This is a genomic window from Mannheimia sp. USDA-ARS-USMARC-1261 (assembly GCF_000521605.1).
In the GTDB taxonomy this organism is placed as follows: Bacteria; Pseudomonadota; Gammaproteobacteria; order Enterobacterales; family Pasteurellaceae; genus Mannheimia; species Mannheimia indoligenes.
Map to the genome: position 1 here is coordinate 160257 of NZ_CP006942.1, position 21029 is coordinate 181285.

A 21029-nucleotide genomic window follows, 5' to 3' on the forward strand; every position below is an offset into this window, starting at 1 on the left:
GATTTTTTACTAATGCAATTTCCTCCTCTTTCTAGTGGCATTTTGCTTCGTCGTTATAAGCGTTTTCTTGCCGATATTCAGCTACCTCACGGCGATCAAATTACCATTCATTGCCCGAATACCGGAGCGATGACAGGTTGTGCTAATGTAGGCGATACGGTTTGGTTTTCCACTTCCAATAACCCGAAACGTAAATACGCCCACACTTGGGAGCTGACCCAAACACAATCGGGCGATTTCATTTGCGTAAATACTTTGAGAGCCAATCAGCTTGTGCAAGAAGCGTTGGAAAATCAATGGATTAGCGAGCTTGCTGAGTATCAGCAAATTTTACCCGAGCAAAAATATGGAAATGAGAACAGCCGTGTCGATTTTTTATTAAAATCTGACCGCTTGCAGGATTGTTTTGTAGAAGTGAAATCCACCACATTGTTAATGGAAAACGGGGTGGGAATGTTCCCCGATGCGAAAACCGAACGAGGGCAAAAACACTTGCGAGAACTGGCAAATATTGCCGAACAAGGGCTACAAGCGGTCATATTTTTCGCCATTTTACATACTGGCATTGAGAAGTTTGAAGTAGCAAAACAGATCGACCCTAAATATGCAGAATTGCTTGAGCGAGCTAAAAAACAAAATGTGAAAGTTTTGACTTATAAAGTAGATGTGATATTTGAAAACAGTAAGCCGTACGGAATACGATTAAATCGAAAATTGCAATAATCGGAAATAGCTTGTGTATAAAAGTACTTTTTCTATTATACTTCGCCCGAACATTTACTAGGAGAACTTATGCGTTCAGATAATTCACAAGTTTACGGCACAATCAGCCGTACATTACATTGGACGATGGCAATTTGCTTTGGTTTTATGCTTTATACAGGGCTTCAGGGAGAGGCGTTTCGTGAGTGGTTGCCTTATCACAAATCTGTTGGGGCAATTTTAATGTTGCTTATCGTTATTCGAGTGATTTGGGCGATCATCAATCGAAATAACCGCCCTGCACCTGATAATATTTTTGTTACACTCGGACATTTTGCACTTTATGTGTTAATGCTTGCTGTACCAACCATTGCTTTAATCCGCCAATATGGGGCAGCACGAGGTCCGTTAGACGTGTTTGGTGTGAAAGTGATGGAAGGCTCTACAGAAAAAATCGAATGGGCGGTCTCACTGGGTAACAACTTTCACGGCGAACTTGCGTGGGGGCTATTTGTGTTATCGGCTGGTCATATTGTGATGGCGATTTACCACCAAATTAAAGGTAAAAAGATTTTAAACCGTATGGCTCACTAAAATAAAAAAGAAGATGGCTTGAGAAATTCAAGCCATTTTTTTGCAAAAAATTCAGTAAAAACGACCGCTTGTAATTGAAATGCAGAGAATGAGCCCCATATAAGCGAAAGTTTTCTAAAAAGAAGGATTTAAAATGACAACAATTGTATGCGTGCGAAAAGACGGAAAAGTGGCTATCGGTGGTGATGGTCAGGCAACACTTGGCAACTGCATTGAAAAAGGCACAGTGCGTAAAGTTCGCCGTTTATATAAAGACAAAGTGGTAACAGGCTTTGCCGGTTCAACGGCTGATGCCTTTATTCTACGTGATTTATTCGAGAAAAAATTAGAATTACATCAAGGGCATTTAGTGAAATCAGCGGTGGAATTGGCAAAAGAGTGGCGTACTGAGCGTGCTTTACGCCGTTTAGAAGCAATGATGATCGTAGCAAATGAAAGTGAGTTCCTGCTGGTTTCAGGTTCAGGCGATGTGATTGAGCCGGAACAAGATGTACTGGCAATCGGCTCAGGCGGAAACTACGCCAAAGCCGCCGCTCTCGCATTACTTCGCACCGAAAATAACCTCTCTGCGAAAGAGATCGTTGCCGAATCGTTAAAAATCGCCGGCGATATTGATATTTACAGTAATCATAACCACGTGATTGAAGAAGTTTAAATTTTACTCCCCTCTTTAGCAAAGAGGGGCAGGGGGGAGATTGGGCAGAAGTGATTGACGAAGAAAATACTCAATTTTGCCACTACATATCTCATTAAATATGAATGTAAAAGATTTCCCTCACTTCGCTAATTTATACTGCCAAATCTCCCCTAACCCCTCTTTGCTAAAGAGGGGAACGACTTAATAAGGAACAAAATATATGTCAATGACCCCTCGTGAAATCGTCTCAGAATTAGACGCTCATATTATCGGACAAAAAGATGCAAAACGTGCGGTGGCAATCGCTTTGCGTAACCGTTGGAGAAGAATGCAGTTATCTGAAGATCTTCGCCAAGAAGTTACGCCGAAAAACATTTTAATGATTGGTCCAACCGGTGTGGGTAAAACGGAAATTGCCCGCCGTTTGGCAAAACTGGCAAATGCTCCGTTCATTAAAGTGGAAGCGACTAAATTTACCGAAGTCGGCTATGTGGGTAAAGAAGTGGATTCGATTATCCGTGATTTAGCGGACGTTTCGATGAAATTGGTTCGCCAACAAGCGGTAGAAAAAAACAAAATGCGTGCTCAAGATGCGGCGGAAGATCGCATTTTAGATGTGTTATTGCCACCGGCGAAAGATCAATGGGGGAATGTTCAAGAGTCAGATAATCAATCTACCCGCCAAACGTTCCGCAAAAAATTGCGTGAAGGTCAGCTAGACGATAAAGAGATCGAAATTGATGTTGCCGCTCAAGTGAGTGTGGAAATTATGACGCCACCGGGAATGGAAGAGATGACTTCTCAGTTACAATCTCTATTCGAGGGAATGTCGCCGAACAAAACCAAAAAACGCAAAATGAAAATTAAAGATGCGTTAAAAGTGATGTTAGATGAAGAAGCGGCGAAATTAGTTAATCCTGAAGAACTCAAACAACAAGCAATCGAAGCTGTAGAGCAGCACGGGATTGTGTTTATTGATGAGATCGACAAGATCTGCAAAAAAGGCGAACACTCAGGTGGAGATGTTTCTCGTGAAGGGGTTCAACGTGATTTACTGCCGATTATTGAAGGATCAACCGTAAACACTAAACACGGTATGGTGAAAACCGACCACATTCTGTTTATCTGCTCAGGTGCGTTCCAAGTAGCTCGCCCGTCTGATTTATTACCGGAGTTACAAGGTCGTTTACCGATTCGTGTGGAATTAAAATCATTAACCAAAGAAGATTTCGAGCGAATTTTAACCGAGCCAAACGCCTCATTAACGCTGCAATATCGTGAGCTAATGAAAACCGAAGGCGTTGAAATTGAGTTTACCAAAGAAGGTATCAGCCGCATTGCGGAAAGTGCTTTCCGAGTGAACGAGAAAACCGAAAACATCGGGGCAAGACGTTTACACACCGTGCTTGAACGCTTAATGGACGGCATCTCGTTTGATGCGAGCGAGCGTCGTGGAGAAAAAATCGTAATTGACGAAAACTATGTTTCCGAAGCGTTAAATGATGTGGTGGAAAATGAAGATTTAAGTCGTTTTATTCTTTAATTTGAAATAAACAAGTTGCCTCATTCTTATGCAATTTTTGAGTAAATCAGACCGCTTGTACAATGTGATGAAAATGAAAAATCAGTACCAATGGCCGAATGCCCATGAACTTTACCCGAATAGAGGGACAAAATCTTATGCCGGAAAACGCTTGCGTTTTAATCTGCGTTCTTGGCTACACCGAGATAAAATTCAGAAATTCAAACTATTCATTGAACAAAACCCACAATTGCTCCCTTTGCTCAATGCCAGACCGAATTACAGTTATCCACTCGCTCACCGCTTTTTAGACAAGCGTTTTTCCTCTACGCAACGCTTGGAGCAGATGTGTGATAATTTGTTGTTTTTACCGCAAAAGCTAAGCCATCTTCCACCATTATGGGAACAAAAAGTCAGTTTCGGTGAGGTCATTTCTGATTTTGAGCTGATATTAAATATTAATGAACATCAACCAATGGAAGGTTTTTGGGCATTAGAACTCCGCTATAAACCTGCCGATCAGCTTGTCTATTTATTAACTTTCGGAAAATTAAATAACGCACTGTTAATTGCGGTGATTCAAGGTCCGAATTTTGATGGTTCAAAAGAATTAGTAAAACAACTCACCAAAGGCTGCTATGGCTTACGTCCTGCTTATTTAATGGTGGAAGCAATGAAAGCCTTGACTTCTGTATTGGGCTACGAGAGTTTGTTGGGCATTCCACAGAAATATCAAAACAAATCCCGCCTAGTGCAAAGCAAACGTTATGTGGTGGATTATGATGCAATTTTTGCTGAATCAAACGGTGAGAACAGAAAATATTGGCAATTACCACTGGAATTGAAAAGTAAAAAAATGGACGAAATTCCAAGCAAAAAACGCTCAATGTACCGCAAACGCTATGAAATGCTGGAAAATTTAAAGTCAGCGATGAAAGCTATATTAATCCCAGAAGCTTAAAATAAGCGGTCTGATTCTTGCAAAACTTTGCATAAATCAGACCGCTTGCATTTTATTTAGTACTCATCTCTTTTTAGAAAATTTTATCCCTCACCGCTATTTTATAAAACGATATCTATTTCTTAAATAAAACGAAAAGTAAATGTTACATTAATTTCACAATGTAACTATTTTGTTTATTTTCCACACATTTTGTATGGTTTTAAAACATTTTATTTTACAATTGGTTTATATAAAAGACAAAAAATATACTTAAACCCAATAATGCAGTAAAAAATCCTGTGGTAGGATCACATAATGGATATATTGTGCTAAAATATTTGCCCTAATTTAGAATAATTATCGAGTGCAAATTATGAATCAATATTACTTTAATCTACTGGGAAATATTACTTGGTTGTGGATGAACTCACCTCTTCATAGAGAGTGGAATTGTGAGCTATTAGCTCGTAATGTGATTCCGGCAATTGAAAATGAACAATATATGCTACTTATTGATAATGATGTTCCAATTGCATATTGCAGTTGGGCAGATTTAAGCCTTGAGGCTGAAGTGAAATATATTAAGGATATTAGTTCATTAACACCGGAAGAATGGCAGTCTGGCGATAGACGTTGGATTATTGATTGGGTAGCACCATTCGGGCACTCCCAGCTACTTTATAAAAAAATGTGTCAGAAATACCCTGATACTCTCGTCAGATCTATACGTTTTTATCCAAAACAAAAAGAACTGGGCAAAATTGCCTATTTTAAAGGGGGTAACTTAGATAAAAAAACAGCAAAAAAACGTTTCGATACATATCAAGAAGAGCTGGGGGCAGCTCTTAAAAATGAGTTTAATTTTACTAAATAAAAGGAGACATCCCTTATGGGTAAACTTGCTAATATTTCAACAAACTTAAAAAATTCATTGCAATCCGGTTTGCATAAAACAGGGCAATCTTTAAACCAAGCCGGTCAATCTTTAAAAGCCGGAGCGAAAAAGCTCATCCTCTATATTCCAAAAGATTATGAATATGATTCAGGAAGAGGAAACGGTTTACAGGATTTAGTCAAAGCTGCTCACGAATTAGGTATTGAAGTACAAAGAGAAGAGCGTAATGGTATTGCTACCGCTCAAAACAGTTTAAGTACAATTCAAAATATTCTTGGGTTTAGCGAGCGTGGAATTGTATTGTCTGCTCCTCAACTTGATAAACTGCTTCAAAAATACAAAATCAGTAAATCACCAGGTTCATCAGAAAATGTGGCTAAAAATTTGGGTAATGCACAAACTTTATTATCGGGTATTCAATCTATCCTTGGCTCAGTTCTTGCTGGAATGGATTTAGATGAAATCTTGAAAAATAAAGGAAGTAAGCTTGAGTTAGCTAAAGCCGGTCTGGACTTGACAAATTCCTTGATTGAAAATATTGCAAATTCTTTGCAAACATTTGATACCTTTGCAGATAAAATTAATCAATTTGGTTCAAAATTGCAGAATGTAAAAGGTTTAGGTGCTTTAGGAGATAAACTTAAAAACTTTAGTGGCTTCAGTAAAGCCGGTCTTGGTTTAGAAGTGATTTCCGGTTTACTTTCCGGTGCAACAGCAGCTCTCGTTCTAGCAGATAAAAATGCCTCTACAGGTAAGAAAGTCGGTGCAGGCTTTGAGCTTGTAAACCAAGTTGTTGGCAACATCACCAAAGCTGTTTCCTCTTATATTTTAGCTCAACGTGTTGCGGCAGGTTTATCTTCTACGGGTCCTGTTGCGGCATTGATCGCCTCTACAGTATCACTTGCTATCAGCCCTCTAGCATTTGCAGGGATCGCTGATAAATTTAATCACGCCAAAGCATTAGAAAGTTACGCTGAGCGTTTCAAAAAATTAGGTTACGATGGGGATGATCTACTTGCTCAATATCAAAGAGGAACAGGTACGATCGATGCGTCTGTAACGGCAATCAATACAGCATTGGCTGCAATTTCAGGTGGTGTTTCTGCCGCTGCTGCAGGTTCTTTAGTTGGTGCTCCTATTGCTTTACTTGTATCTGGTATTACCGGTGTTATCTCAACCATTTTGCAGTATTCTAAACAAGCGATGTTTGAACACGTTGCAAACAAAATTCACAATAAAATTGTGGAATGGGAAAAAAATAATCCAGGTAAGAATTACTTTGAAAATGGCTACGATGCACGTTACCTAGCCGGATTACAAGATAATATGAAATTCTTACTCAGCTTAAATCAAGAATTACAAGCTGAACGTGTCATTGCTATTACTCAGCAACAATGGGACAAAAATATTGGTGATTTAGCCGGTATTAGCCGATTAGGGGACAAAGTTATCAGTGGTAAAGCCTATGTTGATGCTTTTGAAGAGGGTAAACACCTTAAAGCCGACAAGCTGGTACAACTAGACTCGGCAAAAGGTATTATTGATGTAAGTAATACTGGAGGAGCAAAAACACAACATATTTTATTCAGAACGCCATTATTAACACCAGGTACTGAGCATCGTGAGCGAGTACAAACCGGTAAGTATGAATACATTACTAAGCTCAATATTAATCGTGTAGATAGCTGGCAAATTAAAGATGGGGCAGCAAGTTCTACTTTAGATCTCACAAATGTGGTGCAACGTATCGGTATTGAGCTAGATCAAGCAGGTAATGTAACTAAAACCAAAGAAACAAAAATTGTCGCTCAACTTGGAGCAGGCGATGATAATGTCTTTGTTGGTTCCGGTACAACAGAAATTGATGGAGGGGAAGGGCACGATCGCGTTCACTATAGTAGAGGTAATTATGGTGCACTTACTATTGATGCAACCCAAGAAACGCAAAAAGGTAGCTATACAGTAAAACGTTTTGTTGAGACAGGAAAAGCATTACATGAAGTTACTTCAACACATACGGCGTTAGTAGGTAGTCGTGAAGAGAAAATAGAGTATCGTCATAGTGATAATACACAACACGCCGGTTATTACACTCAAGATACTTTAAAATCCGTTGAAGAAATTATCGGCACATCGCATAACGATATTTTTAAAGGAAGTAAATTTAATGATATTTTCCACGGTGGTGATGGTGTAGATACTATTAACGGTAACGGTGGTAATGATATCTTACTCGGAGGCAAAGGAGACGATGTCATTGATGGTGGTGATGGCAATGACTTTATCGATGGGGGTAAAGGTAACGACCTCTTATATGGCGATAAAGGCGATGATATTTTTGTTCACCGTCAAGGCGATGGTAATGACGTTATTAGTGATTCTGAGGGTAATGATAAATTATCGTTCTCTGATTCAAACTTAAAAGATTTAACGTTCGAAAAAGTTAAATATAATCTTGTCATTACGAATACTAAGAAAGAGAAAGTTACTATTCAAAACTGGTTCCGTGAAGCTGATCTTGCTAAAGAAGTGCGTAATTATCAAGCAACTAAAGATGAGAAAATTGAAGAAATCATCGGGCGAAATGGTGAGCGGATTACCTCAAGTCAAGTCGATGATCTTATCGCAAAAGGTAACGGTAAAATCGATCAGAATGAACTGACAAAAGTAGTTGATAACTATGAATTGCTCAAGCGTAGTCGAAATGTAACAAACAGCTTAGATAAATTAATTTCATCTGTGAGCTCGTTTACTTCGTCTAATGATTCGAGAAATGTACTAGTGAATCCGACTTCAATGTCAGATCAAAATTTATCTTCTCTTCAATTTGCTAGAGCAGCTTAATTTTTAATGATTGGCAACTCTATATTGTTTTGCACATTATGGAGTTGCCCTTTTATTTTATAAAAGGAGACAATATGGAAGCAAATCATCAAAGGAATGATCTTGGTTTAGTCGCTCTTACGATGTTAGCACAATATCATAATATTTCGCTTAATCCGGAAGAAATAAAACATAAATTTGATATTGATGGAAAAGGGCTTTCTTTAACCTCTTGGCTTTTAGCCGCAAAATCGTTAGCGTTGAAAGCAAAACACATTAAAAAAGAGATTTCCCGCTTACATTTGGTTAATTTACCTGCCTTAGTTTGGCAAGATAACGGTAAACATTTTTTATTAGTAAAAGTGGATACCGATAATAACCGCTATTTAACTTACGATTTGGAAAAAGATACACCGCAAATTTTATCACGAGACGAGTTTGAAGCTTGCTATCAAGGGCAGTTAATTCTGGTTACTTCCAGAGCCTCTGTCGTGGGGCAGTTAGCAAAATTTGATTTCACTTGGTTTATTCCTGCGGTGATCAAATACCGAAAAATCTTTCTAGAAACCTTAATTGTTTCAATCTTTTTGCAAATTTTTGCTCTAATTACACCGCTATTCTTCCAAGTGGTAATGGATAAAGTATTGGTACATCGAGGTTTTTCAACCTTGAATATCATTACTGTTGCCTTAGCTATTGTGATCATATTTGAAATTGTATTAAGCGGTTTACGGACCTATATTTTTGCCCACAGTACCAGCCGGATTGACGTGGAATTAGGGGCTAAATTATTTCGGCATTTGTTATCGCTACCTATTTCTTATTTTGAGAACAGACGGGTTGGCGATACGGTTGCACGAGTTAGAGAATTAGATCAAATTCGGAATTTTCTTACCGGACAAGCATTAACTTCGGTCTTGGATTTACTGTTCTCTTTTGTCTTTTTTGCAGTGATGTGGTATTACAGCCCGAAATTAACCCTAGTAGTTCTCGGCTCATTACCCTGCTATATTTTATGGTCGATTTTTATTAGTCCGATTTTAAGGCGACGTTTAGACGATAAATTTGCTCGAAGTGCTGATAACCAATCATTCTTGGTTGAATCAGTAACTGCTATCAATATGATTAAAGCTATGGCTGTTACTCCACAAATGACCGATACGTGGGATAAACAATTGGCAAGCTATGTTTCATCAAGTTTCCGTGTAACCGTATTGGCAACCATTGGGCAACAGGGAGTTCAGCTTATTCAAAAAACCGTAATGGTAATCAACCTTTGGTTGGGTGCACACTTAGTGATCTCAGGTGATCTTAGCATAGGACAATTAATTGCCTTTAATATGCTTTCCGGGCAAGTGATTGCACCGGTAATCCGCTTGGCACAACTCTGGCAAGATTTCCAACAAGTTGGTATTTCTGTTACACGTTTAGGTGATGTTTTAAATTCCCCGACCGAACAATATCAAGGAAAATTATCACTACCTGAAATACAAGGCGACATCGCGTTTAAAAATATTCGTTTTAGATATAAACCGGATGCTCCTACGATTTTAAATAATGTGAATTTAGAGATTAAAAAAGGGGAAGTAATCGGGATTGTTGGGCGTTCAGGTTCAGGTAAAAGTACACTAACAAAATTACTTCAACGTTTTTATATTCCTGAAAACGGTCAGGTACTTATTGACGGGCACGATCTTGCATTAGCTGACCCAAACTGGCTACGCCGTCAAATCGGGGTGGTTTTGCAAGATAACGTCCTGTTAAACCGTAGTATCCGAGAAAATATAGCCCTATCCGAACCGGGAATGTCAATGGAACGTGTGATTTATGCAGCAAAATTAGCTGGTGCTCATGATTTCATTTCAGAGCTACGTGAAGGTTATAACACTATTGTTGGTGAACAAGGCACAGGGCTTTCCGGCGGACAGCGGCAACGGATTGCGATTGCACGAGCTTTAGTGAACAACCCTAAAATCCTGATTTTTGATGAAGCGACTAGTGCTCTCGATTACGAATCTGAACATATTATTATGAAAAATATGCAAAAAATATGCCAAGGAAGAACCGTGATTTTGATTGCACATCGGTTATCAACAGTCAAAAATGCCGACCGAATTATTGTGATGGAAAAAGGGGAAATTGTAGAACAAGGTAAGCATCACGAATTGCTGCAAAACAATAACGGGCTTTACTCCTACTTACATCAATTACAACTGAATTAAGAAGGAAAACAATGAAAATATGGCTTAGTGGTATTTATGAATTTTTCCTACGCTATAAAAATATTTGGGTAGAAGTATGGAAAATTCGTAAAGAATTAGACCACCCAAACAGAAAAAAAGATGAAAGTGAGTTTTTACCGGCACATTTAGAGCTGATTGAAACCCCGGTTTCTAAAAAGCCACGCCTAATTGCCTATTTAATTATGCTGTTTTTAGCGGTGGCAATTGTGCTTGCAAGTGTCAGTAAAGTGGAAATTGTGGCAACTGCACCCGGTAAATTAACCTTTAGTGGTAGAAGTAAAGAAATTAAACCGATTGAAAATACGATCGTACAAGAAATTTTTGTTAAGGACGGGCAATTTGTAGAAAAAGGTCAATTATTAGTCAGTTTAACTGCTTTGGGCTCTGATGCAGATATCAAAAAGACCATTACTTCACTCTCTTTGGCAAAACTAGAGAACTATCGCTACCAAACCCTACTTACTGCCATTGAAAAAGAGTCATTACCGGTTATCGATTTATCCAACACTGAATTTAAAGATTCATCGGAGGAAGACAGGTTACGTATTAAGCATTTAATCGAAGAGCAATACACGACTTGGCAAAAACAAAAAACGCAGAAAACTTTAGCTTATAAACGTAAAGATGCAGAAAAACAGACCATATCTGCTTACGTTCGTAAATATGAAGGTGCAACTCGTATTGAGCAAGAAAAGTTAAAGGACTTTAGAAAACTTTATCAACAAAAGTCTTTATCTAAACACGAACTTCTCTCGCAAGAAAATAAAGCCATCGAAGCACAAAACGAGTTGGCGGTTTATCGTTCAAAATTAAATGAATTAGAAAGTGATCTTCTCAATGTGAAAGAAGAACTTGAATTGATCACACAATTCTTTAAAAGCGATGTATTGGAAAAATTAAAACAGCATATTGAAAATGAGCGTCAGCTCCGGCTTGAGTTGGAAAAAAATGACCAACGTAGACAAGCTTCTATGATCAGAGCTCCGGTTTCCGGTACGGTGCAACAGCTGAAAATTCATACTATAGGTGGTGTTGTTACCACAGCTGAAACCTTGATGATTATTGTGCCGGAAGATGATGTATTAGAAGCTACCGCTCTGATTCAAAACAAAGATATCGGCTTTGTTGCTGCAGGGCAAGAAGTGATCATTAAAGTAGAAACTTTCCCTTATACCCGATACGGCTATATTACCGGAAGGATTAAACACATCAGCCCGGATGCTATCGAACAACCTAATTTAGGATTGGTGTTTAATGCAACTATCAGTATAGACAAACAAGCACTCTCATCTCCGGACGGTCATAAAATAGAGCTTGGCTCAGGTATGACGATTACCGCTGAAATCAAAACAGGTGAGCGAAGTGTAATGAGTTATTTGCTCAGTCCATTAGAAGAATCTGTTACAGAAAGTTTAAGGGAACGCTAAATCGAACCTAAACAAAGCCATAATAGCCATTTTGCAGCTGTTATGGCTTTACTTTTATATGCATAAATAGATAGATTTTTAGCATCACAAGCGGTTAAAAAAAGAGGTTTTTTACACTTTTATAACAAATCGTTCTATATCAAAATTTCTAATTCTTTTCTTTTATAGACAATTTCCTCTATTTTTTCTGCATCCAAAATAAACAATTAAAAAGAGGATTTATGAGCCTTATTGTTACTGATCTTTCTCTTGGCTATGAGAAAAACAGGCAAACCAAGACAATTTTGCAAGATGTGAATTTTGAGGTAAATAGCGGTACGCTGACTTCTATTTTAGGTCCGAGCGGTGTGGGTAAATCATCATTACTGCGTGTGATTGCTGGTTTAGATAAACCATTAAGTGGTAATGTCGCATTGTTTGGGGAACAAATCAGCCAGCCACACCCGGATGTTGGTTTTGTGTTCCAATCTGCCACATTATTGCCTTGGCTTTCGGTCAGAAATAATGTGGCATTTGGGCTGGATTTTAAATGCCGCACGCCACTTTCAAAAGCAGATATTCAAAAACGGGTAGAAGAAGCATTAGAGGAAGTCGGTTTAAGCCACGCTATTGATGCGATGCCGCACGAACTTTCGGGCGGTATGGCTCAGCGTGTGAATTTAGCTCGAGCTTTAGCTCGTCAGCCGAAAGTGATTTTGCTTGATGAGCCGTTTTCTGCCCTTGATGAAGTCATTCGCAGCCAAATGCAAACCTTATTACACGATATTGTTCGTTACCATAATGCCGCGGCAATTATGGTAACGCACGATATTGATGAAGCCTTATTAGTTTCTGATGATGTGCTATTACTTGGCGGCACGCCTGCTCATATTGTTGGGAAATGGTATTTGTCTTATCCATTCCCTCGTACCGATTTGCTTAGTTTAAATCATATTCGAGTGGATATTTTACAATCTCTCAAGCAGTCTCAGCAGACAAATCAGCCAGAGATTGATTTCGTGATTTAGGGGGATTTATGGATCAGCAACGCAGAGATTTTATGAAATTACTCAGCCTGTTTTCGGTTGCAGGGAGCTTTCCGTTATTACAAGCCTGTGAGCAGGTGCAAAAAAATGCGGAAAATCGACCGCTTGTGATTGGCTATTTGCCGATTACCGATGCAACCCCTTTGCTTGTCGCTCACGCGAAAGGATTATTTGAAAAGCACGGCGTGAAGGTCGAAAAGCCGGTGATGTTCCGCAGTTGGGCACAGTTGGTAGAAGCCTTTTTAAGCGGCAATGTGAATGTGGTGCACCTGCTTTCGCCGATGAGTTTATGGGCGAAATATGGGGCAAATGCTCCGGTGAAAGCGGTGATGTGGAATCACTTAGCAGGTTCAGCTCTCACGGTTCGCCCTGAAATTAATAGCATTGCAGAGTTATCGGGCAAAACGGTAGCAATTCCGTTTTGGTATTCGATTCACAACATCGTATTGCAACGTTTATTGCGTGAAAATGGATTGAAAATTACCGAAAAAGAGCCGAAAAGCGGTGAAGTGCGTTTAAGTGTAATGGCTCCTTCTGATATGGTGGCGGCACTTGCAAGTGAAGCTATTTCTGGCTTTATTGTTGCAGAACCTTTCAATGCATTAGCAGAAGCTAAAGGGGTCGGCAAAGTACTGCGTTTTAGCGGCGATGTGTGGAAAGATCACGCCTGTTGCTTAACCTTAATGCACGAATACGACATTCAACATCGCCCCGAATGGGTGCAAAAAGTGGTGAATGCTTTAACCGAAGCTCAGGTTTTTACTCTCGCCAACCGTGCGGAAACTGCTAAATTATTGGCTAGAGGCAGTGGCTATACGCCGCACGATCAAAAAGTGTTGGAAAACGTACTAGCCCCAAGTCAAGCACAGATGGATAAATATGTGGAAACGGGGGCGATTGTTAATCCGCATTGGCACCAAGAACGCATTGGTTTTCAACCTTATCCGTTTGATTCTTATATGGAAGAGTTGGTGAAAATGCTGAAAGAAACACACATCGCAGGCAATAACGCCTTCTTACAACCGCTTGATCCTGTAGAAGCCGCAAAAGCGATTAACGAACCAAAGTTTGTGCGAAAAGCGATTGAAGAAGGAGGTTGGATTGAAACCTTCAACTTACAAGCAGGTTGGACAAGAACGGAAGAAATCAGCATATAGAGATTAAGGAACAGTATGAAACAGAAATATATTTATGGCTTAGCAGGTTTATTGCTACTGCTTTTAAGTTGGCAATTAGGCACAACGTTATTAAGCCAAAGATTACCGATGGCATCAATGTTAGCTCCAGCCAAAACGTGGGAGAGTTTTGGTTGGCTGATTTCTTCGGGTGAAATTTTTCCGCACTTATTGGCAAGTTTAAAAAGAATTGTTGTAGGATTAGCGGCAGCATTGTTAATTGGTGTACCCGTTGGGTTATTACTTGGCTTTTCCCGCCATTTGGAAATGCTTTGCACGCCATCATTTCAGCTGCTGAGAATGATTTCTCCACTTTCGTGGATGCCCATCATCGTAATGTTATTAGGCGTAGGTGATTTGCCGATCTATTTCTTACTCGCTTTTGCAACGGTATGGTCATTAATTATTTCCACCGCCTCAGGGGTGAAAAATATCGACTCGCAATGGCTACAACTGGGTAAAGTGATGTCAGCCTCTCGCAAAGAATTGTTGTGTAAAATTGTTGTGCCTGCTATTACAGGACACGTTCTAACGGGCTTACGAGTGGCAGTTGGTATTGCGTGGGTGGTGCTTGTACCTTGTGAAATGTTAGGCGTAAACGAAGGCTTAGGCTATTTCATTTTAGACACTCGCGATAGATTAGCCTATTCTGAATTAATGGCAGTAATTGTCATCATTGGCTTAATTGGCTGGGCATTGGATAGTTTAATTCGCTTAGCGTTAGCGAAAGGCGGAAAATAATTTCATCATTTACAAGCGGTTGTTTTTTGCAAAAAAATTGCAAAATATAACCGCTTGTTTATTCCAAAAAAGCATATTACTTTCCTTTCTTTTATTTCATCGCAATAAAAAAGCCTATTAAGATAACCTTAATAACACATTATAAGGGGTAAACACAATGTCAGTACTTTCGACATCTTTTATTGAATGGCTGCAAGAACACGCAGAGAGTTTAGATCAATCTAACCAGCACGCTGATTTGTTAATTCGCAAAATTGCGGCTGAAAATCTGTTCAAAATTGGGGTGCCGACAGAATTGGGGGGCAATGGCGGTAATTTAGTTGATGCGATTAAAGCGATTTCTGAGCTGGGTAATCACTCATTAGTGGCGGCTTTTGTTTCGTGGGGACATCGTACTTTTATTGAGCATATTATTGCTTCGAAAAATCCTATTCCTAGAGAAATCTATTTGGCAGATTTGCTGAGTGGCAATTTAACTGCCGGCACTGGGTTATCGAACGCGATGAAATTTCTGGCTGGCATCGAAGAGTTAAATGTCAAAATTAGTGAAGAAAACGGCAAACGTTATTTAAATGGTCGCCTGCCGTGGGTAACGAATTTACGTTCAGACCGCTTTGTAGCAAGTTTTGTGGCGGGTTTTGAAGATGAGCGTAAACCGATTGTGATTGCGATTCCTTCTACGGCTCAAGGTTTAACCCGCACCAAAGAATTGGAGTTTATGTCGTTACAAGGGACGAATACTACCGCTCTCATATTTGAAAATGTGGAATTACTAGATGAATGGATTCTGGCTGATAACGCTCCGGAGTTTTTAGCAGCAACTCGCCCTGCGTTCTTAGGTTTACAATTTGGTTTACCCTTTGGTTTAGTGGAAAAAAGTTTAGCGGAAATTGAAAAATTGCTCTCATTCCGAGCGATTCTCACTTCTGAATGGCAAACTCAAGTTGATGCTTTAAACGATATTAAAACTCGTCTATTTAATGGCTTAAATGACGAAGGCTATTTCGTTCGCCACCCGAAAGAGCTATTTCAAGCCAGAATCGATATTGTGAATGTGGTTGCACAAGCCATTTTGTTAGAACTACAAGCCAGTGGTGGGCGTGGCTATTTGAAAAATGATACCTCAGGCTTCAGCCGCCGCTGGAAAGAAGCCGCATTCTTACCCGTTGTTACCCCAAGTGCAGTGCAGTTAAGAATGGTATTGGCGAATTGTTAAGAAATGGAGAGGCAAATGTTTGCCTCTTTTTTATTTGCAAAAAATGAGATAAAAAGAACCGCTTGTAGATATAAAAAAGGACGCATTGAAAGCGTCCTAATTTGATTTGATCCCTATTACGCAAAAGGCTGTAGCTCTGGGTTAATTGGAGTTTCTGCAATGTTGTTTACATAGTTGCATAACGTTGCCAAACTCACACCTAAAATCACGTCAATTGCATTTTGTTGATTATAACCTACAGCAAAAAACTCATTGAGTTGTGCTTCAGTCAATTTTGCTTTTTGTAGCATTACTGCAAGAGTGAAACGAGCTAAAGTGTCTAATTTATCATCAGAATCAATGCGAGAGATTGCACGCAACGCATTTACGACTTCTTCAGGCATTTTTAACAATTTTAACGCGATTTTAGTATGACCTGCCACACAGAATCCACAACCGTTTACCACCGCTGCAGTAATTTGTACCACTTCACGTTCCTCAGCAGTTAAGCTGTTGCGACCGTTAATACCGCCTATTGTGCGGTAGGTTTCTAACGCAGTCGGGGCATTTGCTAACACGCCGATAAGATTTGGGATAAAGCCATTTGCTTGTTGTACCGCTTTTAATGCTTCTTGTGCGGCTTCCGGTGCAGATTCAATAGTGTGAATTTGAAATTTTGACATAATTATTCCTTATCAATTTATGGGTTGAATAGGCTAATCATAAATAAAACATTCTTCTACAACAAATCAAAATGACTATGTGATATAACTAAAAGATCTTAAAAGGGAGTATAGTTGCCGATACTCCCTTTCTGTTTAGTTTAAGTTGGAAATTACTCTTCAGCGTCCTCTTTCGCCCATTCTAATGAACGGCGAACCGCTTTTTTCCAGCCTTTGTAGCGTTTAGCTCGTTTTTCTTGGTCGCCATCCGGTGTGAAGGTTCGTTCAATTTCTGCTTTATCTTTTAGCTCCTCCAAATCTTTCCAGAAACCAACTGCAATACCGGCAAGATAAGCAGCTCCTAACGCAGTAACTTCTTTCACTTTTGGACGCTCAACTTTGGTGTCTAAAATATCTGCTTGGAATTGCATTAAGAAGTTGTTTGCTGTCGCTCCGCCATCAACACGCAATGCTTGCAGTTTCGCTTTTGAATCAGACTGCATTGCTTCTAACACATCTCGAGTTTGGTAAGCGATAGATTCCAAAGTTGCACGCACGATATGATTGCGGTTTGCCCCACGAGTTAAACCGAAAATTGAGCCTCGTGCATACGGATCCCAATATGGTGCACCTAAGCCGGTAAATGCCGGTACAACGTAAACGCCGTTTGAGCTATCTTCTTTCGTCGCAAAATATTCGCTATCGAAACTGTCGTGAACAATTTTTAGCTCATCACGTAACCATTGAATGGAGGCTCCCGCAATAAAGACAGAACCTTCTAACGCATATTCAGGCTCGCCTTTCGCATTACAAGCAATGGTGGTTAATAAGCCGTTTTCGGACTGAATAGCGGTATTACCTGTATGCATCAGCATAAAACAGCCTGTGCCGTAGGTATTTTTCGCTTGCCCTTCCTTAACACATAAATGACCATAAAGAGCCGCTTGTTGGTCGCCTGCGATACCTGCAATTGGAATACGCACACCGCCTTGTCCGCCGATATTGGTTTTGCCGTAAATTTCAGAGGAATTTTTCACTTCCGGTAACATTGAGCGTGGAATATTCAGTAATTCCAGCATCTTATCGTCCCACTGCTTGGTGTGAATGTTAAATAACATCGTACGAGAAGCATTTGTATAATCGGTAATATGCACACGCCCTTGGGTTAATTTCCACACCAGCCAAGTGTCGACCGTACCGAACAATAACTCGCCACGTTCTGCTTTTTCTCTTGCTCCTTCTACGTTGTCTAAAATCCATTTTACTTTTGTGCCGGAGAAGTATGGATCGACAACTAAGCCTGTGGTTTTACGAATATACTCTTCGTGTCCGTCTGCTTTTAATTTATCGGTAATATCAGAGGTACGGCGGCATTGCCATACAATCGCATTATAAACAGGTTTACCGCTCTCTTTTTCCCACACAATGGTAGTTTCACGCTGGTTAGTAATACCAATTGCAGCAATACTATCAGGGCTAATACCTGCCTTTGCCACCACTTCATTTAAGGTCGAACTTTGGGTAGCCCAAATTTCCATCGGGTTATGTTCTACCCAACCGGCTTGTGGATAAATTTGGGTAAATTCACGTTGTGCCACTTCAACAACATTGGCATTTTTATCTAGTAATACCGCACGGGAGCTTGTTGTGCCTTGATCAAGGGCGATGATATATTGTTTGTCCATAGATTACTCCTGAATATTTGCCGGAAGGTTTTTGTGAATAAGATTTTTATAGCCCCAAGCACCGAATAACGCACCGCAGATTGGAGCAACAATTGGAATAATGAAATAAGGGATTTCTTTACCGCCGGTGAGTGCAATTTCGCCCCAACCTGCAAGGAAAGCAAAGAGTTTAGGTCCAAAATCACGAGCCGGGTTCATCGCAAAGCCTGTTAATGGACCGGTTGCCCCACCGATAACAGCGATTAATAAACCAATGAGCAATGCCGCTAAGGCTTTATTTGGTAAGCCGTTTTTATCATCACCGATTGCTAAAATGGTAGACATTAACACGGCAGTAATCACAAATTCCACAATAAATGCCGTTAATAATGTAATATTTGGGTTGGGATAGGTTGAGAACACACCGGCAAAACCAACAGTTTCTCCTCGAACAAGACCTTGAGCTGCTTCGGCTGCTGCAAAGAGATCGCTATACATAAAATAGATAAGTGCAACAGAGCAAAAAGCACCTGCTACTTGAGCGATGATATAGGGTAGAATTTTGTGTTTTTCAAAACCGTAAAATGCAGCGAGTGCGATAGTTACAGCTGGGTTAAGGTGAGCACCGGAAATCCCGGCAGAAATATAAATTGCCATTGATACCCCAATGCCCCAAACAATTGCAATTTCCCATAAACCGAAACTTGCACCAGCAACTTGTGCAGCCGCTACGCAGCCGGCACCAAAGAAGAGAATGAAAGCTGTACCGATAAATTCGCCGATACAAGCATTGCGTAAGGTTCTGTCCATAACGTTCCCCTTAAGAAGAAATGATTGAAAACCAATAAAGAAATGTTTGAAAATGAAAATATTTTCGAGCTGATATTGCCAAAACACCATTTTTTAAGCAAATGGGAAATTTTAAATTTGTGAAATCCATCACATTATTTTTTTAAATCAACTATTTCTAGGTATAATTTTACAAATCATTTTTTAGGGCAAAATATGTACTCAGTTTTTATACTTTCAACCGGTGCAGTACTTGGGGCATTGTCTCGTTGGCAATTAGGCGTGTGGGTGAATCCATTACTTAATCAGCTTGCATTAGGCACATTGTTAGCAAATTGGGCTGGTTGCTTTCTGATTGGTATTGCGATGGGGTTTAATTTAGGCGATAGCCAAAGATTATTATTTATTACAGGCTTTCTCGGCAGTTTCACCACCTTTTCAAGTTTTTCCGCAGAGTTAAGCGAGAAATTATTAGCGGAAAAATGGGGAGAATTTATCACTGTATTAAGCCTGCATTTAGTGGGCGGCATTGTACTCACAATTTGTGGCATTTTGCTCACTCGTTGTCTAACAAGCGGTTAAATTTGCTGAAAAATTTGCAAATAAAAAACCTCCCAATCGGGAGGTTTTTCGTGGAACTTTTACAGTAACATATTCGATAGTAATAAACCGAAGCCGATACTGAAAATCATACTGAGTAAGCCCGGTAGCATAAAGCTGTGGTTGAAAATATATTTACCGATGCGAGTTGTACCCGTTGTATCAAAGTCGATTGAAGCAATAATCGGACCATAGTTCGGAATGAAGAAGTAGCCGTTTACGGCAACAAATACCCCGATTAATACCGGTGCAGGAATACCGATTGCAATCGCCACAGGGAATAGAGTTGCAACCGTTGCCCCTTGGCTATTTACTAATACAGAAAGTACGAATAGTGCGAATGCAAATGCCCAAGGTGCAGTTTCAACTAAGCCTGACACCATAGATTTTACTTCATCCATATGACCTTGCATTAAGGTATCGCCTAACCACGCAATACCGAAAATCGCAATTACCGCACGCATACCAGCGTGGAATACTGAGCCTTTGGTAATTTCATTGCCATCCGGCTTGCAGAGTAAAATGATTAATGCACCTACGCTTAACATTACGATTTCAATGGTGTGAGCCATACCCATCGGTTTGCCGTCAAACACTGGGCGAAGTGAAGGCATCGCACCCATTAAAACTACTAATAATGCACCGAATAAGAATAAGCCAACGGATAATTTTGCAGTTGGTTTTAACGGTAATTCGGTTGGGTTTGCGGTGATGTGGTTTGCTTTCACATACTCAGGATCTTGCAATAATTTTTGATAGTGTGGGTCGTCTTTCAACTCTTTACCCATTTTATTCACAAATACGCAAGCTAAACCTAAACCTAATAATGTTGAAGGAATGGTAACCATCAGCACATCGCCTAAGGTAATGCCTTGTGGTTCAAGGAATGCTACCACTGCGACGACTGCCGCTGCAATCGGGCTGGCTACAATCGCAAATTGTGAGGCAATTACCGCCATTGAGAGAGGACGCTCAGGGCGAATACCGTTATGGCGGCTTACCTCAGCGATTACAGGTAATACAGAATAAGCAACGTGTCCTGTACCTGCAAGCACAGTAAATGTCCAAGTTACAAGTGGTGCGATAAAGGTAATGTGTTTTGGATTTTTACGCAAAATACGAGTGGCGATTTTGATCATATAATCTAAACCACCGGCGGCTTGCATTGCAGCCGCTGCTGCAACTACCGCCATAATCATAAACATTACATCAATCGGTAATCCTGCCGGTTTTAAGCCAAAGCCAAATGACAAAATGGCTAAACCTAAACCACCAAATACCCCTAATCCGATACCGCCAACGCGAGCACCGACCAAAATGCACAGTAACACTATAGCAAATTGGATAATAAACATAGCAGACATAATCTGACTCCTTTATATTAAAAAAATG

18 protein-coding genes are annotated in these 21029 nt (G+C 39.9%); 14 read left to right on the forward strand and 4 right to left on the reverse strand.

Translation table 11 applies throughout. The annotated features are described in order from the left end of the window. Window positions 1-12: 12 nt before the first annotated feature. From sfsA to X781_RS00830, 13 genes are all read left to right on the forward strand, one after another. The gene (gene sfsA, locus X781_RS00770; RefSeq protein WP_025235098.1) at window positions 13-723 is read left to right on the forward strand and encodes a DNA/RNA nuclease SfsA; all 711 of its coding nucleotides are present in this window, start codon (window positions 13-15) and stop codon (window positions 721-723) included. A gap of 69 nt (window positions 724-792) precedes the next feature. Then, a complete protein-coding gene (locus X781_RS00775) occupies window positions 793-1296 on the forward strand; it encodes a cytochrome b (protein ID WP_025235099.1) in 504 nt (167 codons plus the stop codon). Window positions 1297-1429: 133 nt separating this feature from the next. Continuing rightward, window positions 1430-1951, forward strand: a complete 522-nt coding sequence (hslV, locus tag X781_RS00780; protein ID WP_025235100.1) for an ATP-dependent protease subunit HslV — start codon at window positions 1430-1432, stop codon at window positions 1949-1951. Window positions 1952-2153: 202 nt separating this feature from the next. Next, on the forward strand, window positions 2154-3476 hold the full coding sequence (gene hslU / locus X781_RS00785) for an HslU--HslV peptidase ATPase subunit (RefSeq protein WP_025235101.1): 1323 nt from the start codon (window positions 2154-2156) through the stop codon (window positions 3474-3476). A 67-nt stretch (window positions 3477-3543) separates the two neighbouring features. Next, window positions 3544-4416 carry a VirK/YbjX family protein gene (locus X781_RS00790; RefSeq protein ID WP_025235102.1) on the forward strand — a complete coding sequence of 291 codons (873 nt, stop codon included), beginning with the start codon at window positions 3544-3546 and terminating at the stop codon, window positions 4414-4416. Window positions 4417-4771: 355 nt separating this feature from the next. After that, complete coding sequence (locus X781_RS00795; protein WP_025235103.1) at window positions 4772-5272, forward strand: toxin-activating lysine-acyltransferase; 501 nt, start codon at window positions 4772-4774, stop codon at window positions 5270-5272. Window positions 5273-5287: 15 nt separating this feature from the next. Next, the gene (locus X781_RS00800; RefSeq protein WP_025235104.1) at window positions 5288-8137 is read left to right on the forward strand and encodes an RTX family hemolysin; all 2850 of its coding nucleotides are present in this window, start codon (window positions 5288-5290) and stop codon (window positions 8135-8137) included. 74 nt (window positions 8138-8211) lie between these two features. Beyond that, a complete protein-coding gene (locus tag X781_RS00805; RefSeq protein WP_025235105.1) occupies window positions 8212-10338 on the forward strand; it encodes a type I secretion system permease/ATPase in 2127 nt (708 codons plus the stop codon). An 11-nt stretch (window positions 10339-10349) separates the two neighbouring features. Beyond that, a complete protein-coding gene (locus X781_RS00810) occupies window positions 10350-11786 on the forward strand; it encodes an HlyD family type I secretion periplasmic adaptor subunit (protein ID WP_025235106.1) in 1437 nt (478 codons plus the stop codon). Window positions 11787-12007: 221 nt separating this feature from the next. Further along, a complete protein-coding gene (locus X781_RS00815; protein ID WP_025235107.1) occupies window positions 12008-12793 on the forward strand; it encodes an ABC transporter ATP-binding protein in 786 nt (261 codons plus the stop codon). An 8-nt stretch (window positions 12794-12801) separates the two neighbouring features. Next, window positions 12802-13968, forward strand: a complete 1167-nt coding sequence (locus X781_RS00820) for an ABC transporter substrate-binding protein (protein ID WP_025235108.1) — start codon at window positions 12802-12804, stop codon at window positions 13966-13968. A gap of 15 nt (window positions 13969-13983) precedes the next feature. Then, window positions 13984-14727: an ABC transporter permease gene (locus X781_RS00825; protein ID WP_025235109.1), complete on the forward strand. Its 744-nt coding sequence runs from the start codon at window positions 13984-13986 to the stop codon at window positions 14725-14727. A 157-nt stretch (window positions 14728-14884) separates the two neighbouring features. Next, entirely contained in the window at window positions 14885-15943 is a 1059-nt protein-coding gene (locus tag X781_RS00830; protein ID WP_025235110.1) for an acyl-CoA dehydrogenase family protein, read from the forward strand. Window positions 15944-16059: 116 nt separating this feature from the next. Here the strand turns inward: X781_RS00830 and X781_RS00835 are convergent, their stop codons facing one another. The 3 genes from X781_RS00835 to X781_RS00845 all read right to left on the reverse strand — a co-directional run bounded on the left by X781_RS00835 (window position 16060) and on the right by X781_RS00845 (window position 19058). Beyond that, the gene (locus X781_RS00835) at window positions 16060-16605 is read right to left on the reverse strand and encodes a carboxymuconolactone decarboxylase family protein (RefSeq protein WP_025235111.1); all 546 of its coding nucleotides are present in this window, start codon (window positions 16603-16605) and stop codon (window positions 16060-16062) included. Window positions 16606-16757: 152 nt separating this feature from the next. Continuing rightward, window positions 16758-18269 carry a glycerol kinase GlpK gene (glpK, locus tag X781_RS00840; RefSeq protein WP_025235112.1) on the reverse strand — a complete coding sequence of 504 codons (1512 nt, stop codon included), beginning with the start codon at window positions 18267-18269 and terminating at the stop codon, window positions 16758-16760. A 3-nt stretch (window positions 18270-18272) separates the two neighbouring features. Then, entirely contained in the window at window positions 18273-19058 is a 786-nt protein-coding gene (locus tag X781_RS00845) for an MIP/aquaporin family protein (protein ID WP_025235113.1), read from the reverse strand. Between the two features lie 195 nt (window positions 19059-19253). Here X781_RS00845 and X781_RS00850 point away from each other — a divergent pair, with 195 nt between their 5' ends. After that, window positions 19254-19619 (forward strand): CrcB family protein, encoded by a 366-nt coding sequence (locus X781_RS00850; RefSeq protein ID WP_025235114.1) that lies wholly within the window; start codon window positions 19254-19256, stop codon window positions 19617-19619. 59 nt (window positions 19620-19678) lie between these two features. Here the strand turns inward: X781_RS00850 and X781_RS00855 are convergent, their stop codons facing one another. Then, window positions 19679-21001: an anaerobic C4-dicarboxylate transporter gene (locus X781_RS00855; protein WP_025235115.1), complete on the reverse strand. Its 1323-nt coding sequence runs from the start codon at window positions 20999-21001 to the stop codon at window positions 19679-19681. Window positions 21002-21029: the final 28 nt, after the last annotated feature.

Coding starts and splice junctions, on each gene's coding strand:
- hslU (WP_025235101.1), top strand. CDS start 2,154: ATGTCAATGACCCCTCGTGAAATCGTCTCAGAATTAGACGCTCATATT.
- X781_RS00855 (WP_025235115.1), bottom strand. CDS start 21,001: ATGTCTGCTATGTTTATTATCCAATTTGCTATAGTGTTACTGTGCATT.
- hslV (WP_025235100.1), top strand. CDS start 1,430: ATGACAACAATTGTATGCGTGCGAAAAGACGGAAAAGTGGCTATCGGT.
- X781_RS00850 (WP_025235114.1), top strand. CDS start 19,254: ATGTACTCAGTTTTTATACTTTCAACCGGTGCAGTACTTGGGGCATTG.
- sfsA (WP_025235098.1), top strand. CDS start 13: ATGCAATTTCCTCCTCTTTCTAGTGGCATTTTGCTTCGTCGTTATAAG.
- X781_RS00805 (WP_025235105.1), top strand. CDS start 8,212: ATGGAAGCAAATCATCAAAGGAATGATCTTGGTTTAGTCGCTCTTACG.
- X781_RS00830 (WP_025235110.1), top strand. CDS start 14,885: ATGTCAGTACTTTCGACATCTTTTATTGAATGGCTGCAAGAACACGCA.
- glpK (WP_025235112.1), bottom strand. CDS start 18,269: ATGGACAAACAATATATCATCGCCCTTGATCAAGGCACAACAAGCTCC.
- X781_RS00825 (WP_025235109.1), top strand. CDS start 13,984: ATGAAACAGAAATATATTTATGGCTTAGCAGGTTTATTGCTACTGCTT.
- X781_RS00800 (WP_025235104.1), top strand. CDS start 5,288: ATGGGTAAACTTGCTAATATTTCAACAAACTTAAAAAATTCATTGCAA.
- X781_RS00790 (WP_025235102.1), top strand. CDS start 3,544: ATGAAAATGAAAAATCAGTACCAATGGCCGAATGCCCATGAACTTTAC.
- X781_RS00835 (WP_025235111.1), bottom strand. CDS start 16,605: ATGTCAAAATTTCAAATTCACACTATTGAATCTGCACCGGAAGCCGCA.
- X781_RS00810 (WP_025235106.1), top strand. CDS start 10,350: ATGAAAATATGGCTTAGTGGTATTTATGAATTTTTCCTACGCTATAAA.
- X781_RS00795 (WP_025235103.1), top strand. CDS start 4,772: ATGAATCAATATTACTTTAATCTACTGGGAAATATTACTTGGTTGTGG.
- X781_RS00820 (WP_025235108.1), top strand. CDS start 12,802: ATGGATCAGCAACGCAGAGATTTTATGAAATTACTCAGCCTGTTTTCG.
- X781_RS00845 (WP_025235113.1), bottom strand. CDS start 19,058: ATGGACAGAACCTTACGCAATGCTTGTATCGGCGAATTTATCGGTACA.
- X781_RS00815 (WP_025235107.1), top strand. CDS start 12,008: ATGAGCCTTATTGTTACTGATCTTTCTCTTGGCTATGAGAAAAACAGG.
- X781_RS00775 (WP_025235099.1), top strand. CDS start 793: ATGCGTTCAGATAATTCACAAGTTTACGGCACAATCAGCCGTACATTA.